A 16,196-nucleotide genomic window follows, 5' to 3' on the forward strand; every position below is an offset into this window, starting at 1 on the left:
CCGTGGAATTTTTATAAGAGACATCTTGTGGTACGAGGACAGATTATGAGCTTGAAGAACAGTGAGTATGTTGAGGCTGCCCGAAGCATGGGTGCTTCAACAGGCAGAATCATCTTCCGCCACATGGTACCAAACTCACTCTCTGTCATCATTGTCTATTCAACGCTCAGGGTTCCCGCATTCATCATGCAGGAGTCGTTCCTTTCCTTCTTGGGTCTCGGAGTCCAGGCTCCGTACGCTTCATGGGGGTCCTTGGTAGGTGATGCCGTTAACGGCATGACCCTGTATCCGTGGAAGCTTGTCTTCCCCGCAATCGCCATGACCATCTTCCTCTTCGCCATGAACTTCTTTGGTGACGGGCTGAGGGATGCGTTCGACCCACAAAGCAAGAACCAGCTCTAGGAGGAACATGATGAGTATGAAACCTAATGCAAAGACAGTCCTTGAAGTGAAGGACCTACAGACATATTTCAAAACCGATGCCGGAATCGTGAAGGCAGTTGATGGGGTCTCGTTCTCGGTGAGAGAAGGAGAGACCATCGGCATCGTAGGGGAAAGTGGGAGCGGCAAAAGTGTTACCAACCTTTCGCTGATGCGCCTGATCCCCTCCCCTCCAGGAAAAATCGTTGGCGGAGAGGTCCTCTTTGAAGGAAAAGATATCCTTAAGCTTACTGAGAAGCAGATGCGAAGCATCAGAGGAAACAAGATTTCCATGATCTTCCAGGACCCAATGACAAGCTTGAATCCCTTCCTGAAGATTTCCACACAGATGGTGGAAACCATTCGCCTGCATGAGAAGGATGTTTCCAAGCAGGAAGCGCTCAAACGCTCCATTGAAATGCTTAAGCTGGTAGGTATCCCTTCAGCAGAAAAGCGTATCCACAGCTACCCTCACCAGTTCTCCGGCGGTATGAGACAGCGTGTAATGATTGCCCAGGCACTGAGCTGTAATGCTGAAGTCCTGATTGCTGATGAACCAACCACTGCTCTTGATGTTACCATCCAGGCACAGATTCTCGAATTGATAGCCAAACTCAGTGACAAGATGGGAACGGCGGTCATCCTCATTACCCATGACTTGGGCGTTGTGGCTGGAATGTGCGACCAGGTGTGCGTTATGTATGCCGGTAAGATTGTCGAGAAGGCCGAAACTGATGAGCTGTATGCAAGGCCAAGCCACCCATACACCGAAGGATTGATCAAAAGTGTGCCCCGTATGGACACAACCAAGAAGGGGAACCGCTTATTCTCCATCGAGGGACAACCACCCAATGTCATCGACTTGCCCCCCTGCTGTCCGTTCCACCCACGTTGCCACAAGGCAATGGATGTGTGTAGACAGGCCTACCCGCCGGTAAAGGATCTGGGAAAGGGGCATGAAGTAGCTTGCTGGCTTTTCGCTGATGAAAACGAGAAGCAGCAGGCACTGAAAGAAGCTAATGTCAAGGAGAAGGCCGAATGAGTACAGATAAGAAGCCCCTATTGGAAGTCAGGGATTTAAAACAGCACTTCCCCATCTCCAGCGGATCACTCCTCCAGAAACAAGTTGGAGCAATCCGTGCAGTCGATGGAGTCTCCTTTGATGTATATCCCGGAGAAACACTGGGTATCGTAGGAGAGTCTGGTTGTGGTAAGTCGACCACAGTACGCTCGATCAGCCAGCTCTATAAGCCAACCAGTGGAAGTGTCAAGTTCAATGGCGTTGATCTGGTGAGTGCCGATACCCGCACCATGCTCAAGGCCCGGCGTGATATTCAGATGATCTTCCAGGATCCCTATGCGTCACTTGATCCCAGAATGACGGTTCGCTCCATCATTGCTGAGCCTATGGTTATTTATAATAATCGAAAACTGCTCGAAACACCGATGAGCCCCATGGAAATTGAGCGCCGTGTAGAGGAACTGATGGAACGTGTTGGTTTGAACAAGGCCTTCAAGAACCGTTATCCTCATGAGTTCAGTGGCGGACAGAGACAGAGAATTGGCATTGCTCGTGCTTTGGCATTGAACCCAAAGATCATCCTTGCTGATGAGCCGGTATCTGCCTTGGATGTATCGATCCAGTCTCAGATTCTCAACCTCCTTGTGGATTTGCAAAAGGAGTTCGGGCTTACCTACCTCTTTATTGCTCACGACCTTGCTGTAATCCAGCATATTTCCACCCGTGTGGCGGTTATGTACCTGGGCAAGATTGTTGAGATCAGTGAAGCTGTACAGCTCTATGACAATCCATTGCATCCCTATACCATTGCACTGCTGAGTGCAGCTCCAATTCCTGATCCCAAGGTAGAGAGGGAGAGAAAGCGCATCATCCTCACCGGTGATGTACCTTCCCCCGACAAGGAACGTACTGGCTGTTACTTCTATGACCGCTGTCCGAAGAAGATGCCTTGGTGCTCCTGCCATATCCCACCGATGTTTGACATCAACGAGAAGCAACAGGTTGCCTGCTGGCTCTATGACAAGAGAGATCTGAGCAAGGTTACGATGGAAGAAGCGGAAGCTGATGCAGCGAAAAATGCAAACTAACCACAAATAAGTGGTATGAGAGAGTCACCCTGGCGGCGGCTCTCTTTTTTTTACCATTTCATATCCTTGTAGGACACATTAAGGTCAAGGTCCCTTGGGCGATCAACAATCAAGGGCAGTCCTGTCACTGCCGAGATAGCCTGGACTGCCGACTCAGTTCTTCCCCCGCTCGTTTTCTCAGCAATAATCTCAATATCTCTTTTCTCATCCTCTCCCAGATTGAGTGAAAATACGAGCATGGCGCGAAATCGCCTTTTTGTCGGTTTTGCATCCTTGTCGGTGGTTCCCCTTACAAAGTGGTTCAACTCCAACTGATGAACTTCAGAAAATGCGAACTGCTCACGTTTGCATAGAGGACCAAACCCATAGATGCTGGTGATGCGTTGTTCTTGCTTATCGAACACCCATGTATCCCGGTAGAATGTACCTGCCAAGGTTAGCAGCAACAGGATCAGGATATGGGTCATGCTGAGCAAGCTGACCCCTTCCGACAAGTTCAAGACAAGGCCCCATATCAGGAACAGTGAGAAAAATCCACTTATGCCATGAAACATATTGGTCACACGGTATTGGATACCATAGGGCTTTATATAGGTAGTATGTCGTACCACGGTAATGTCTCCTCTTCTTTCTCTTCCAATATACTCAAAAGTGTTTAAAAAAACAGGCCTCTGCCATAAATTACATTTTATGTAAAATCTGTATAAATTAACACGCTGTATACATTCAAAAGGCTGTTTTAGAGAAACCTATTTGCGTTTTCTCTTGATTCGTGGTTTAATGTGAACTAAGCTAAGTTGAATATGTATACTTAGAACTACAAGGAGATATGTCTATGAAGAAATTTCTGGCTATCATGCTTAGTGTGCTGCTTGTTAGTGCTCTCTTGATTTCCTGTGGAAAGAAAGAAGAACCCGCACCAGCCGCTACCACGACGCCGGCTCCGGCAGCAACCGCTGCTCCGGAAACCCCGGCCCCGGCTCCAAAAGCTGAAGCAGAGCCTGCTGCACCGGCACCTGCCGCACCAGCAGAACCCGCTGCTCCTGCAAAGGATGAAGTTGTGTTCCGCATTTCCAATGGTGCAGAGCCCGAGTCACTCGACCCAGCTCTTATCCAGGGAGTTCCCGAACATAGAATTTTCGAGGCTCTTTTCGAAGGCTTGGTAGCAATCGATCCTGCGACTGCTCTTGCTGTTCCTGGCGTTGCTGAAAGCTGGGAAGTCAATGAAGATGGCACTCAGTACACCTTCACCCTTCGTGAAGATGCAGTTTGGTCCGATGGCGTTGCCATCACCGCCGACGATGTTGTCTACAGCTGGTTGAGACTGCTTGATCCCGCAACTGCAGGACCATATGCATGGTTCCCCTGCATGTTCCTACAGGGTGCAACAGAGTTCAACGCTGGAGAGGCTGGTCCTGAGGCAGTGGGAATCCGCGCTCTTGACGAAAGAACCTTCCAGATGGACCTCATCGGTCCCCTCCCGTATGCAATTGATGCACTGACCCACTACAGTTTCTCAATCGTTCCCAAGCACGCCATCGAAGAGTTTGGCGACAAGTGGACAAGTCCTGAGAACTTTGTAGGTAATGGTCCGTTCGTGCTCACTGAGAGAATTCCCCAGACCTCCCTTACCGCCACCAAGAGTGACACGTACTGGGACAAGGAGAATGTAGCACTTGACAAGGTCATCTTCTACTCCTCTGACAGTGACACCACCAACTACAACATGTACCTCAATGGTGAGATTGACTGGGCAACCAACGTACCGAATGACCAGCTCTCTGCTGCTCAGATGCGTTCTGACTTCCAGTCTTCCCCACAGCTTTCCACCTACTACTATGTCTTCCAGAACGAAGTAGCTCCTTTCGACAACCCCGATGTCCGCCGCGCGCTGTCATTGGCAATCGACCGCGAAGCACTTGTTGAAGGCGTAACCAGAGCTGGACAGATTCCTGCATGGGGTATCGTACCTCCGATGGCTGGCTATGATGCTCTTGAGTTCCCCCACGACAACATGGATGACATGATTGCCGAGGCACAGGATCTCTTGGCTAGAGCTGGCTACCCCAACGGTGCTGGATTCCCGACCTCAACCATTCTGTACAACACCAACGAAGGTCACAAGCAGATTGCTGAGTTCTTGCAGCAGGAATGGAAGGACAATCTTGGCATCAACGTCGTTCTTGAGAACCAGGAATGGCAGACCTATCTTGCAAACCGTAACGAAGGCAACTTCGAGATTGCACGTGCAGGATGGGTAGGTGACTACCAGGATCCAAATACCTTCCTCGACATGTTCCTCACCGGTGCCGGTATGAACGGTGGTAAGTACACAAACGAAATCTATGACCTGTTGATCAATGAAGCAGCCAGAATGCCCGCAGGCGAAGATCGCTTCGGTGTTCTCAAGACCGCTGAAGATATCATGATCAACCAGGATATGGGTATCATGCCTTTCTACTACTATGTAGCAATCAACATGATTGATACTGACAAGTGGGGCGGCTGGCATCCAAATACCATGGATTACCATCCGGTCAAGGACATCTACCTCAAGTAGTTGTCAAATAAGGCAAACGCAGGTCCCTGGATTCGTCCGGGGACCTTTTCTTTATGCTGGACTGAACTCTTCCTCTCCGCTATAGTTTTATGTAGCACCAAGGAGATGACCAATGAAATATTATGATCTGAGAAGTGATACCATTACCAAACCGACTGAAGCAATGAGGAAAGCCATGGCTGATGCAGAGGTAGGTGATGATGTTTACCGAGAAGACCCTACAACCACCAAACTGGAAGCACTGGCTGCTGAACTTACCGGGAAAGAACGTGGCTTGTTTGTTTCATCCGGTTCAATGGGCAACCTGATCAGCCTCTATATCAATGGGGGAAGAAGCAATGAGGTATTCACTGCTGCCAACAGCCATATCATCCACCATGAAATAGGTGCAGTAGCTGCCATTGCAGGGGTGCTTCCCATTTCCTTCGATGTACCCCGTGGCATTCTCAACGCTGATGCATTTATCGGAAAAGTGAAACAGGGCGCATACGACATGGCCAACACCACGCTCATTGAGGTGGAGAACACGATTGGAGGATACTGCTATCCTTTGGAAAACCTGGAAGGGATCAAGGATTTTGCATCAACCCATGATTTGAAAGTACATATGGATGGAGCGAGAATCTTCAATGCACAGGTCGCTTCAGGAATTTCAGTAAAGACCTATGCAAGTTATGCAGATACCATTACCTTCTGTCTCTCCAAGGGGCTGGGCTGTCCTGTTGGCAGCATGCTCTGTGGTGATGAGGAATTCATCAACAAAGCCCTTACGATCCGAAAAATGCTGGGAGGAGGAATGCGACAAACCGGTGTGCTTGCAGCTGCCGGACTCTATGCACTTGAGAATCATGTGGATCGATTGGCAGACGACCACGCCCATGCGAAAGCCCTGGCAGATGCCTTGGTGAAAGGCGGTTGGGCTGAGGTCGATACAGAAGGAGTGCAAACCAATATTGTCTTCTTCCGTGTTCCCTCGATGCAGAGTACTGAAGTGGTAAGCCAACTGGCTAAACAGGGAATCTTGGCAAATACTGAAGGTGAAATGGTGAGACTCGTCACCAATCTTGATCTGCATGATGAAGACATTACCAAGCTTTGTACCATGTTGGAGAACTTCCAGATCGAGGCAGAAGCATGAAAACAACCCTCATCTGCTTCTCAGGAACAGGAAACAGCTACTATATTGCTCAGAAACTAAGCAGTGAGCTTGAAGATTGCCAAGTATTGATGATTCCTTCCTTAATGGAAGTACCAACCTTCACCATCACTGAACAGGTAGGGTTTGTTTTTCCCGTCTATAAGGGGTTTCCCCCCAATCTGGTCCCTCACTTCATCGAAGAGGTTTTCCAAAAGCAGGATCTCTCCCCATTGAAATACCTGTTTTTGGTAACCACTCGCTATCTCTTCCAGGCATATACCTTCCAGGCGATGGAAGTTCTGCTCAAGGAAGCCGGAGCTGTGGTAAGCTATGCAAACCATGTAGTAATGCCAGATGGCTATATCCCCTTGCTCAGCGCTCCAAGTGAAGAGAAGATTGAGGAACTCTATGCAAAAGCTGACCTGAAGGTAGCAGAAATTGCGGAGGATATCAAAAAAGAGGTTATCAGACCACCTCACAGACCTCCCCTCTCTCGCTTTGCGATCAACCATGTCATGATCCCAATCCATCGTGCATTCATGGATACAGCGCTCGATTTTGCTGTAACCGCTGCGTGTACCTCATGTGGCCTCTGTTACCGGATGTGCCCATCTGCAAACATCGAGATGAAAGATGGAAAACCTGTCTTTGATCGTGCATGCACTGGATGCCTTGGTTGTTACCATCGCTGTCCCGAACATGCTATCGTATTCAAAACCAAAAAAGTCCGTGAGGGGTATTACCCCAACCCACGTTCAGGCTATCAAGTGGAGTACCGTTCGTAATGGATTCATTGTTTGACCAAATCACTGATCGTCGTTCCTCCTTGTCCGTCAAGTGGAACAAGGAAGTCATAGCATCGATGTGTGGAAACCCTGAAGCAGAACCTTTTTGGGTTGCTGATATGGACTTTCCTGTAGCCCCGGAAGTATCCAGGCAGGCTCAAGTGCTTGCTGAACATGCAATCTACGGATATCCCTACGCACCAGAACAGAAGGGGGTCTTTCTTGGATGGGCGAAGCAATGGCATCAGATGGATTTGTCGCAAAACCAGGTGGTACTCAGCCAAGGGGTCCTGAACAGTATTGCCATCCTTCTTGATCTTCTCAGTAAAGAAAAGGATGAGATCATCGTACCTTTCCCTTCCTACCAACCATTTGTGACCATGGTGAACAACCTAGGAAGGACATTGAGTCCTTGGCCGCTTTCTTACGATGAACACCTCCACCAGTTCTCTCCTGATTGGGATGCATTTGAGAAACTCTGCAACACGGCAAAGATCCTGATCTTCTGCAGCCCACATAATCCCTCTGGCCTTGTATTCAGCGAAGCTGAGCTTACCAAACTGTGCACCATCGCAAAGAAACATGGTGTGACTATTATCAGTGATGAGATTCACGCAGATCTTCGCTTTACCTCTTTTGTGAGTCTTCTTGAGGTAGGCAAGAAAACCGGGTGTGAGAGCATCGCATGCATGGCTCCCTCCAAGACATTCAATATGGCTGGAGAACACTACTCAATCACCCTGTTCAATAACCCAAGCCTGAAGAAGACTTATGAGAAGCGACTTCAGCAACTCTTCCTTACAGGCAATTCCTTCTTCGCTACCACATTGGCTACCGCTGCCTACCAAAGTGGAGAAACATGGCTGAGGGAGTTGCTTGCCTATTTGCAGGACAACATTGCCTACATCGATGAGACATTGCAGAGACATGTCCCGGAGATTGTATGTATCCAGCCAAAAGCCTCATTCATTACACTGCTTGACTGTTCTGCCTTGCTCCCCTTGGTCGAGAAGGACAGGGATGCACACCCAGAGCTCTATGACAGCAAGAAAAGTCCTGGAGGAGGATTGCTGTCCAGATTCTTCGGCCAGCGTGCAAAAGTTGCTTTCAATGATGGTACGTGGTTTGGAGGAGAAGAGTACCGAAGGTTTGTGAGGATCAACTTCGGAACGCAACGGATTCGTCTTGAACAGGCAATGGAGAGGATCATCAGAGCGGTGGAAGTACTGAGAAATACCTACGGGAGTTGAGCAGCCAAACCCTTTGCCAAAAACCTGATTCCTTTCTCATCAGGATGGATGAACCCATCATCGTATGCATCACGAAGGGAGAGGGAGAGACCGTTCGCCACACGAATATTGGGAAAGCAGTAGGTTGCATACTCTATAGTCTTCTGCATCTCAGCAAAGCTTCCCATCTTCTGTGTATGCTGGATATCCGCTCTCCAAAGTGGGGTGAGGACAGTGACGGGCACTGAGGGGTAGAATTTCCTGATTCTCCCCAGCAAGGCAAACATCTCCCCTCGCAAATCTGCAAGGTTCTCACGAATTGACCAATCATTGGTGCCGAGAGCAACAAGTATGTCATGGATGGGAATATCCAGTTTCTGGATAAGTTTTGGGTTCACCAAAGCGCCTGCAAGCCCTTGATTGATGACCTGTACTCCCTTGAGTGAGGAGAGCCTCTCACATAATGCCAGAGAGGGATGGTGAACCCCTACCCCCTGGACGATCGAATCCCCGATGCAAAGCAATGTCTTCTCTTTCTTTTCAATAGGCTGTACGTCACCCTCTACACAAAACCCCACCCGATGATGCATGGGAAGATAGAGACTTACCGTATTTGCTTTTTCAATGGAGACCTGGTCACTCTGCAAAGGGAGATGGATCATATCCTTACCTTCGTACAAGAGGTCGATGGTCTCAGAGAGGTCCAGCTGCCTGGGATAGAGAGACGCAAAATCAACAACTTGCTCCCCTTTTCTGGGAAGAAGAGACTGACTATAACGCTTCAGGTGCACCGTCACATCTGTAAGGGTGTGAAAACGTAGGCAGACCGATGCACTGGTTCCTGCCATCGCACGATACAGTGGGTGGGAGTTGTATCCCATCTCCTGTTCTTCTGAGAAACGGAGAGCACAATAATACCCATCCTCAAGAAGTTCAACCGATAATGCATTATGTGTCAGGGCGAATATGTTCTCTTTAGAAGTCGAGCAATGTTCGGCTGCCATATATCTCTTCCCAGTTTTCTGAAAAATCGTGGACTGCCCTGGTAATGGAAGGCATGTGGAGTCCGGTCTGCAACAGTGAGTAAGGAACAGTACAGCAGCTTGCCCCACTGGCATAGCTGGTGGTTATCTCACTGAGATTCTTGAAACTCGCTGCGAGCACCTGGCAATTGGTACTGTTTGCCCAGAGAAGACTGCTGAGTTCCTTGATGACCTTCGCTGCATCGATATCAATGTTCAACATCCTATTGTAGTAGACAGCAAGATAGCGTGCCCCAGAGAGCATCGCCAATATACCTTGCATGGTTGTATAGATTGCGGTGGCGGTAATGTTTACCTGACGAGATGCTAGAATCTTAATGGCTTTCAAGCCTTCTTCAGTCACAGGAATCTTTATGAATGTATTCCTGCCCAGGATTGAAAGGATTTTCTCTGCCTCGGCAATGATGTGCTCTGCATCGTGGGCAACCACCTGTACATGAAGGCTTCTCTCTTCCCCAATAAGATCACGGATCTGATGCATATGGGCAAAGAAATCTATCTTGCCCTCTGCCTTGATGATGGAAGGGTTGGAGGTAACCCCATCAATGGGGTATGTTTCCAAACCTTTCCTGATCTCTTCCAAATTAGCTGTATCAAGCATGAGTTCCATACTGCACCTCGCTCCTTATCATGCCATAAAACGGTGATGAGAGGAAAGCTTAATCGCTGAGCTTTTTCTCACGGTACTGTTGTGGTGTCATGTGATGTTTGCGCTTGAAGAGGCTATAGAATCGATGTATTGAAGAGAAACCACACTGTTGGGCAATGGAAGTTATACTCTCCTTTGAGTGAGTGAGCAGAAGAGCTGCCCTGGAAAGCTTCTCTGCAGTTATCTCCTCCCAGATGGTGGTACCACGTACTGAGCGGAAGCGCATTTCCAAGGAACGCCTGCAAATGGTGGCCTGACGCGCAACCTCACTCGCTTGCAACCCACCAGTGGCCTCTGCCTTGATCAGCTGCATCGCCTTTGCCACCTGTTCATCTTCGCAGAAGAACAGACGGGTACTCTCCCTCTCCATTACCGGCCCTGGAGCGATACGACGTATATGAACCCCGCTCACCTTATCGTTGAGCAGGGAGTCGAGCATTGCAGAAGCTTGGTACCCGATAGTCTCACAATCGGGCTGGATGCTTGAGATGGAAGGACTAGCCAGCTCACAGAGTAACGTCTCATTGTCAACGCCCAGCACCATAATCTCCTCAGGTATGGCTATTCCCAATCGTTGACACACGAGTTCCACTTTCATCGCAGAGAGATCATTGCAACAAAAAATACTACAGGGTTTTGGAAGCTCAGTCAGCCACGCTTCCAGGTCCTCATCTGAATCATAGAGATGCCTCCACCAGGAAAGAGAGCGGGAGAAACTCGGCATCACCTCAGGACTGGAGGAGGTTGCACTACAGAATCCAATGAATCGCTCTCGTGCCCAATGCACCTGTTCTACACCACACCAGGCAAGATGCTGGCTTTCCAATTTTTTCAGGTATACACCGGCACTTACCCCCGTTTGGTAGTCATCATTTCTGACTTGACTGAAAAGCTTCAGTGAGGTGGCTCCAGCGATATCGACCACTGGAATACCAAGTGATGCACAGAACCTGGCATCCTCATCATCCTCAATTCGGGCGATCAGGGCATCACAGGAGAGAAGCGCTTCCTTGTCGAGTGAGAAAAACCAAGGGCCTTGTCCACGTACCTGCCAGTCAAACTTGGTACGGGCATACTGTACCACCCCATTTGCAACGGCCATATCATAACCATCTTGGAATCGTAGCTTCAAACCTATCTGTATCATGGTATCCACTCTATCACAAAATGCGCATTTTGATAGTATCTTTTCGCATATAAAGCATTGCTATCTCACATAAACGCGATAAGGTATACATATTAGGAGGAGTACTATGCAACTACCTACACGAACTATTGCGAGCACCAAAGCAGAGATACCCATCATAGGCGTGGGAACCTTTGGTTCTGACCACATTTCCAGTAGCGAAATGGCTGAAGCAGTACGAACTGCCTTGCGTCTAGGTTACCGAAACATTGACTGCGCAAGCGTATACAACAATGAGAAAGAGATTGGAGAGGTTCTGAAATCCTGTGGCATCAAGCGGGAAGAACTCTGGATCACCAGCAAGGTATGGAATGATTCCCATGGACGGGATAATGTGATTGCATCTGCAAAGCAGTCACTGAAAGACCTGCAACTGGACTATCTTGACCTGTATCTTGTGCACTGGCCGTTTCCGAATTTCCATCCACCACACTGTGATGTAACCAGTCGCAGTCCTGACGCAAGACCTTACATCCATGAGGAGTTCATGGAAACATGGTCTGCCATGGAGGAACTGGTGAACATGGGCCTCGTTCGGCATATCGGCACCAGCAACATGACCAAGGCAAAGATGGAATTATTGCTTGCCTCCTGCAATATCAGGCCTGCTTTCAATGAGATGGAGCTCCATCCCTGCTTCCAGCAGCCCGAATTGCTCTCATATATCAAGCAGGAGGGAATTATTCCCATTGGGTACAGTCCCTTGGGATCTCCAAACAGGCCCGAGAGGGATACAACTCCAGAGGATGTCATTGATATGCAGCATCCGCTTGTTGTAGAGATTGCAACGAGGCACAACTGCCACCCCGCTGCAATCTGTCTCAAGTGGGCACAGGCTAATGGGATTATCCCCATTCCCCTGTCCACGAAGGAAAGGAACCTAAGGAGCAATCTGGAGAGTGTCCTTACTGATCCACTCACTGAGGAGGAAGTACTCACCCTCAAGGATGCAGATTGCAATAATCGCTTGATCAAGGGACAGGTCTTCCTTTGGGAGGGCGCTGAATCTTGGCATGACCTTTGGGATGAGGATGGAACCATTCCCTGCCCAGAAAGATACCGATAAGGAGAAAACTGATGGAAAAGAAGATGATGAAGGGAGCAAAGCTTCCAGGAAACAGTACAGTAGCATTTGGTGAGTTTGAGATTCCCAAGCCGGGGTATGGACAGGTACTGGTTAAGACCAAGTGCAGTACCATATGCGGTAGTGATATCAGGGCAATTTATCGTGAACACCTCGGGAAAGGACCTGAAGGATACCAGAATGTCATCGCAGGACACGAACCTTGTGGCCAGATTGTTGAAGAAGGAGAAGGCTTGAAGCGGTTCAAGAAAGGGGACCGTGTAGTGATCTACCATATCAGCGGATGTGGAGTCTGCCATGAATGTCGTCAGGGCTATATGATCAGCTGTACCAGTGACAAGAGAGCAGCCTATGGTTGGCAGAGGGATGGAGGCATGGCGGAATACATGCTTTGTGATGAGAAAGACCTTGTCTATCTCCCTGAGGAACTGACCTATGCAGATGGTGCCCAGGTTGCATGTGGTTTCGGCACGGTCTATGAAGCGATCGAGAAAGTCGGTGTTAGTGGCAATGATGCAGTGCTGGTTGTAGGTCTTGGCCCAGTTGGACTGGCTGCCTTGATGCTTGCCAAGGCAATGGGTGCAAACAAACTCATCGGCATCGAGTCCCAGAGTGCACGTATCGAACTTGCAAAGAAGCTCGGCCTTGTAGACCATGTATTTACTCCTTCAGAAGACAATGTGGCACAGATTAAGGCTCTTACAGGAGGCAACGGTGTCGAGCGCGCTTTTGATTGTTCAGCTAGTGATGCCGGTCGTGCAACTGCGATCAGGGCAACGCGAAAATGGGGCAAGATTGCACTTGTTGGAGAAGGTGGTACGGTACACTTCAATCCAAGTGAGGATATGCTTCATGACCAGAAAACCGTGTATGGTAGCTGGGTAACCAGTATCTGGAAAATGGAAGATCTTGTGGAGCGTTTGGTTCGTTGGGGAATCCACCCTGAAGAGCTCATCACCCACCGCTTCCCGCTTGAGAAAGCTGATGAGGCATATGCCTTGATGGCAAGTGGAGCATGTGGAAAGGTTGCTGTTTGTTTTGACGAGGAGCTTCCTAACTAAAGACCCGATTGAACCGTGGGGAGTGCTCGTTGAAAGCCACTATTGACTTATCATCGGTCACTACCCCACCGTTGTCTTCCATCACACAGATGGTTGGTTCAATTACGACGGTGGAAGGGAATCCCTGCAAATCACCATCAAGGCGACGGATCAGAAGTTGGGCAGCCGTCTCCCCCATCTGGTCGAGAGGCTGGGAAACTGCATAGTGGCAGAATTTGAGCAGTGGTGCATAATAGAGATAGTCAAACGTGGAGAACACCACCTTTGAACGGATCTCCCTGGAAGCCTTACTCATGAGATAGCTTGTTGCACCGATATGCACCATGTCATTTACCACAAAGAAGGTATCAGGGCATTTCGGCATCGTCAAAGCATTTTCCATGAGAGTATATCCAGCCTTCTGGGTCATTCCTCCCAGTAGGATAAAATCAGGATCGACTTCCAGCTGGTTGTCATGCATTGCATCCAAGAACCCATGGAGACGCTCAACCGATGTATGGACATGATTGTCTCCACCTAGGAATCCTATATTGGTTTTCCCTTCCCTGATCAGTGCACAGGTCACATCGTATGCACCTTTGCGGTTGTCGGTAAGGACCACATCACAACGCAAGCCTTCAATTTTTCGGTCGAGCATGACCAAGGGAATATTTGCGATTGCAGGGGAGGCAAAATGTGCACCGACATCACCGACTGGAATAACGAGAAGCGCATCAACATTACGTTCAAGCAGGAATGCAAGTTTACGCTTCTCTTCCTGTACTGAATTCTCTGAACTACAAAGCAACAGGGCATACCCAAGTGGGCCGAGCAACTTTTCCAGCTGCTCGACAATCTCGGTGAAGAAGGTATTCGAAATCTCTGGGACGATGATCCCGATACTCTTGGTTACCCTGAGTTTCAGGGAGCGTGCTACCGCATTACGCTGATAGTGCAGCATATTGACAGCGGAAAGCACTTTCCTTTCCGTCTCTGGATTCACCACCCCGAGATTGTTCAGAACTCTACTGACAGTGGCAATGGAGACGCCAGCAAGATTCGCGACATCCTTGATTGTTGCTGCTTCTCGTTTGCCCATGTAACAACCTACCTATGCGCGGCGTGCGTATTTCTTCATGTCGAAGTAGACCGCGATGATAATGATAAAGCCTTTTACCAATTGCTGGTAGTAGCTGTCAACACCAAGGAAGGACATTCCGTAGTTGATCAAACCCATGGTAAAGACACCGACCATCATTCCACTGACTTTACCAACGCCACCATTCTGTGAGACACCACCAACGGTAACTGCAGCAATGGCATCCAGCTCCATACCGTTTGCGGTAAGCGAGTTTGCCAGGCCAAGTCGACTTGCCAAAAGGGTACCCGCTGTACCATAGAGCAAACCTGCATAGAAGTAGACCATCATAAGGTCACGTTCGACATTGATTCCACTCACCCTTGCTGCCTGTGCATTACCACCGATTGCATAGAAGTGTGTTCCCTGGCGGGTATGTTTGAGCAATATCCAGACAACCAGAGCAGCTATAACAACATAAATGATGAGATTAGGAACAGGACCTACGCTTCCCTGGCTGATGTTCTTGAAGTTCTGGTTCAGGGAACCAACAACGGCTGCCTTGGTATAGATGAGCTGCAAGCCCTTTGCAATGGACATGGAACCCAGTGTTGCAATAAAGGGAGGAAGTTTTCCATAAGCGATCAAGTACCCGTTGAAGAGACCGAACAGGCCACCAGCGGCAACGGCTGCTACGATGGGGACGATAAGAGGAAACGTTTGGCCTGCATAGATAGCAGAACTGTAATCCGGATTCTGTGCAAAGGAAGCCGCGACACTTGCAGTCAGACAGACGACATATCCAATGGAAAGGTCGATTCCCTTGGTGATGATGATCATACCAACACCCAGGGCTGCAAAAGATCTGACCGATTCAGCAATCAGGAGATTCCTGATACTGCTCCACCGCAGTGCTTGCCCGTTGGTCAGAATGGAAAGCAGTAGCAACAATCCAACGAAGGTGACCCAGGTTGTATATTGTGAGGCAACTTTTTTGCTGTCGTTAAGTAGTTTTTTCATTTCCATGGTAGGTTTTTCTCCCTCTCTCTTACATGAACTTCGTTGCTAGACGCATGATATTCTCTTGGGTGCACTCAGACTTGTCCAACACGCCGGTACATTTCCCAGAACAAAGAACCATTACCCTGTGGGACATTCCAATCAATTCCGGCATTTCTGAGGAAACCATGATAATGGCCTTTCCTTGCTCAACCAGTTGTCCCATAATCTGGTAGATTTCATATTTAGCCCCGACATCAATACCCCTCGTCGGTTCATCCATGATCAGGATATCCGGCAAGGTCATCAACCATCGACTGATGATAACCTTCTGCTGATTACCTCCTGAGAGGTTCTGGATCAATGTCTCCATGGTAGGAGTCTTGGTCCTGAGTGCCTTGTTGTATCGAACAGACTCTTCTTTCATCTCCTTGTGCTTAAGGAGGTGCAACTTGTTCAGATACTCTTTCAAGGAGGCAATCGAAGTGTTGTTTGATATATTCATCAAGGGGAAAATGCCACTGCCTCTTCTATCCTCGGTGATCATCCCGATGCCATGTTCGATGGCTTTTCGGGGGGTCATGTTCAGGATCTCATCCCCATCAACATAAATCTTTCCTTCCTTGGTTGCACGTACACCGAAGATGGCTTCCATCAATTCAGTACGTTGTGCCCCCATAAGTCCACCAATGCCAAGGATTTCCCCACGATGCACCTCAAATGATACATCCTGGAAACTTCTGGGATTGGGTGAACTCAGATTCTCCACCTTTAACAGGACCTCTCCCACATTACTCTTGAACTCAGGGAATCGAAGCTTTGCATCACGACCAACAATAAGAGAGATAAGTTTCTCGTTGGTCATATCTGCTACAT

16 protein-coding genes are annotated in these 16,196 nt (G+C 48.8%); 9 read left to right on the forward strand and 7 right to left on the reverse strand.

Going from position 1 to position 16,196, the window contains the following annotated elements; all coding sequences use genetic code 11:
* From JF818_RS10295 to JF818_RS10305, 3 genes are all read left to right on the forward strand, one after another.
* Positions 1 to 402, forward strand: a 402-nt coding sequence (locus JF818_RS10295) for an ABC transporter permease (protein ID WP_198891925.1), incomplete at its 5' end; no start/stop codon positions are given.
* 10 nt (positions 403 to 412) lie between these two features.
* Positions 413 to 1,462: an ABC transporter ATP-binding protein gene (locus JF818_RS10300; RefSeq protein WP_198891926.1), complete on the forward strand. Its 1,050-nt coding sequence runs from the start codon at positions 413 to 415 to the stop codon at positions 1,460 to 1,462.
* Entirely contained in the window at positions 1,459 to 2,529 is a 1,071-nt protein-coding gene (locus JF818_RS10305; protein ID WP_198891927.1) for an ABC transporter ATP-binding protein, read from the forward strand. Before JF818_RS10300 ends, JF818_RS10305 begins: the two co-directional genes overlap by 4 nt.
* A gap of 50 nt (positions 2,530 to 2,579) precedes the next feature.
* Here JF818_RS10305 and JF818_RS10310 read toward each other — a convergent pair whose 3' ends face one another.
* On the reverse strand, positions 2,580 to 3,140 hold the full coding sequence (locus JF818_RS10310) for a hypothetical protein (protein WP_198891928.1): 561 nt from the start codon (positions 3,138 to 3,140) through the stop codon (positions 2,580 to 2,582).
* 224 nt (positions 3,141 to 3,364) lie between these two features.
* Here JF818_RS10310 and JF818_RS10315 point away from each other — a divergent pair, with 224 nt between their 5' ends.
* From JF818_RS10315 to JF818_RS10330, 4 genes are all read left to right on the forward strand, one after another.
* Positions 3,365 to 5,089 (forward strand): peptide ABC transporter substrate-binding protein, encoded by a 1,725-nt coding sequence (locus JF818_RS10315; protein WP_198891929.1) that lies wholly within the window; start codon positions 3,365 to 3,367, stop codon positions 5,087 to 5,089.
* Positions 5,090 to 5,201: 112 nt separating this feature from the next.
* Complete coding sequence (locus JF818_RS10320; RefSeq protein WP_198891930.1) at positions 5,202 to 6,227, forward strand: low specificity L-threonine aldolase; 1,026 nt, start codon at positions 5,202 to 5,204, stop codon at positions 6,225 to 6,227.
* The gene (locus JF818_RS10325) at positions 6,224 to 7,012 is read left to right on the forward strand and encodes an EFR1 family ferrodoxin (protein WP_198891931.1); all 789 of its coding nucleotides are present in this window, start codon (positions 6,224 to 6,226) and stop codon (positions 7,010 to 7,012) included. The genes JF818_RS10320 and JF818_RS10325 overlap by 4 nt, the downstream gene beginning before the upstream one ends.
* On the forward strand, positions 7,012 to 8,262 hold the full coding sequence (locus tag JF818_RS10330; protein WP_198891932.1) for a MalY/PatB family protein: 1,251 nt from the start codon (positions 7,012 to 7,014) through the stop codon (positions 8,260 to 8,262). The genes JF818_RS10325 and JF818_RS10330 overlap by 1 nt, the downstream gene beginning before the upstream one ends.
* On the opposite strand, the gene JF818_RS10335 is transcribed toward JF818_RS10330, so the two are convergent.
* The 3 genes from JF818_RS10335 to JF818_RS10345 are packed head-to-tail and all read right to left on the reverse strand — an operon-like array spanning position 8,250 to position 11,080.
* Positions 8,250 to 9,245 carry an SGNH/GDSL hydrolase family protein gene (locus tag JF818_RS10335; RefSeq protein WP_198891933.1) on the reverse strand — a complete coding sequence of 332 codons (996 nt, stop codon included), beginning with the start codon at positions 9,243 to 9,245 and terminating at the stop codon, positions 8,250 to 8,252. The genes JF818_RS10330 and JF818_RS10335 overlap by 13 nt on opposite strands.
* Complete coding sequence (locus JF818_RS10340; RefSeq protein WP_198891934.1) at positions 9,217 to 9,894, reverse strand: fructose-6-phosphate aldolase; 678 nt, start codon at positions 9,892 to 9,894, stop codon at positions 9,217 to 9,219. Before JF818_RS10340 ends, JF818_RS10335 begins: the two co-directional genes overlap by 29 nt.
* A gap of 49 nt (positions 9,895 to 9,943) precedes the next feature.
* Positions 9,944 to 11,080: a DNA-binding transcriptional regulator gene (locus tag JF818_RS10345; RefSeq protein WP_198891935.1), complete on the reverse strand. Its 1,137-nt coding sequence runs from the start codon at positions 11,078 to 11,080 to the stop codon at positions 9,944 to 9,946.
* 106 nt (positions 11,081 to 11,186) lie between these two features.
* Between JF818_RS10345 and JF818_RS10350 the strand changes: the two genes are divergently transcribed.
* Together JF818_RS10350 and JF818_RS10355 are read left to right on the forward strand one after the other, a co-directional pair.
* A complete protein-coding gene (locus JF818_RS10350; RefSeq protein WP_198891936.1) occupies positions 11,187 to 12,185 on the forward strand; it encodes an aldo/keto reductase in 999 nt (332 codons plus the stop codon).
* 11 nt (positions 12,186 to 12,196) lie between these two features.
* Complete coding sequence (locus tag JF818_RS10355; RefSeq protein WP_198891937.1) at positions 12,197 to 13,264, forward strand: zinc-binding dehydrogenase; 1,068 nt, start codon at positions 12,197 to 12,199, stop codon at positions 13,262 to 13,264.
* Here the strand turns inward: JF818_RS10355 and JF818_RS10360 are convergent.
* The 3 genes from JF818_RS10360 to JF818_RS10370 form a co-directional block, all read right to left on the reverse strand.
* Entirely contained in the window at positions 13,257 to 14,342 is a 1,086-nt protein-coding gene (locus JF818_RS10360; RefSeq protein WP_198891938.1) for a LacI family DNA-binding transcriptional regulator, read from the reverse strand. The two genes, JF818_RS10355 and JF818_RS10360, sit on opposite strands and share 8 nt — an antisense overlap.
* Before the next feature lie 12 nt (positions 14,343 to 14,354).
* The gene (locus JF818_RS10365) at positions 14,355 to 15,347 is read right to left on the reverse strand and encodes an ABC transporter permease (protein ID WP_198891939.1); all 993 of its coding nucleotides are present in this window, start codon (positions 15,345 to 15,347) and stop codon (positions 14,355 to 14,357) included.
* 22 nt (positions 15,348 to 15,369) lie between these two features.
* On the reverse strand, positions 15,370 to 16,196 hold an 827-nt coding region (locus JF818_RS10370), incomplete at its 5' end, for an ATP-binding cassette domain-containing protein (protein WP_198891940.1).

It is taken from the genome of Sphaerochaeta sp. S2, from assembly GCF_016406725.1.
Classification (GTDB): domain Bacteria; phylum Spirochaetota; class Spirochaetia; order Sphaerochaetales; family Sphaerochaetaceae; genus Sphaerochaeta.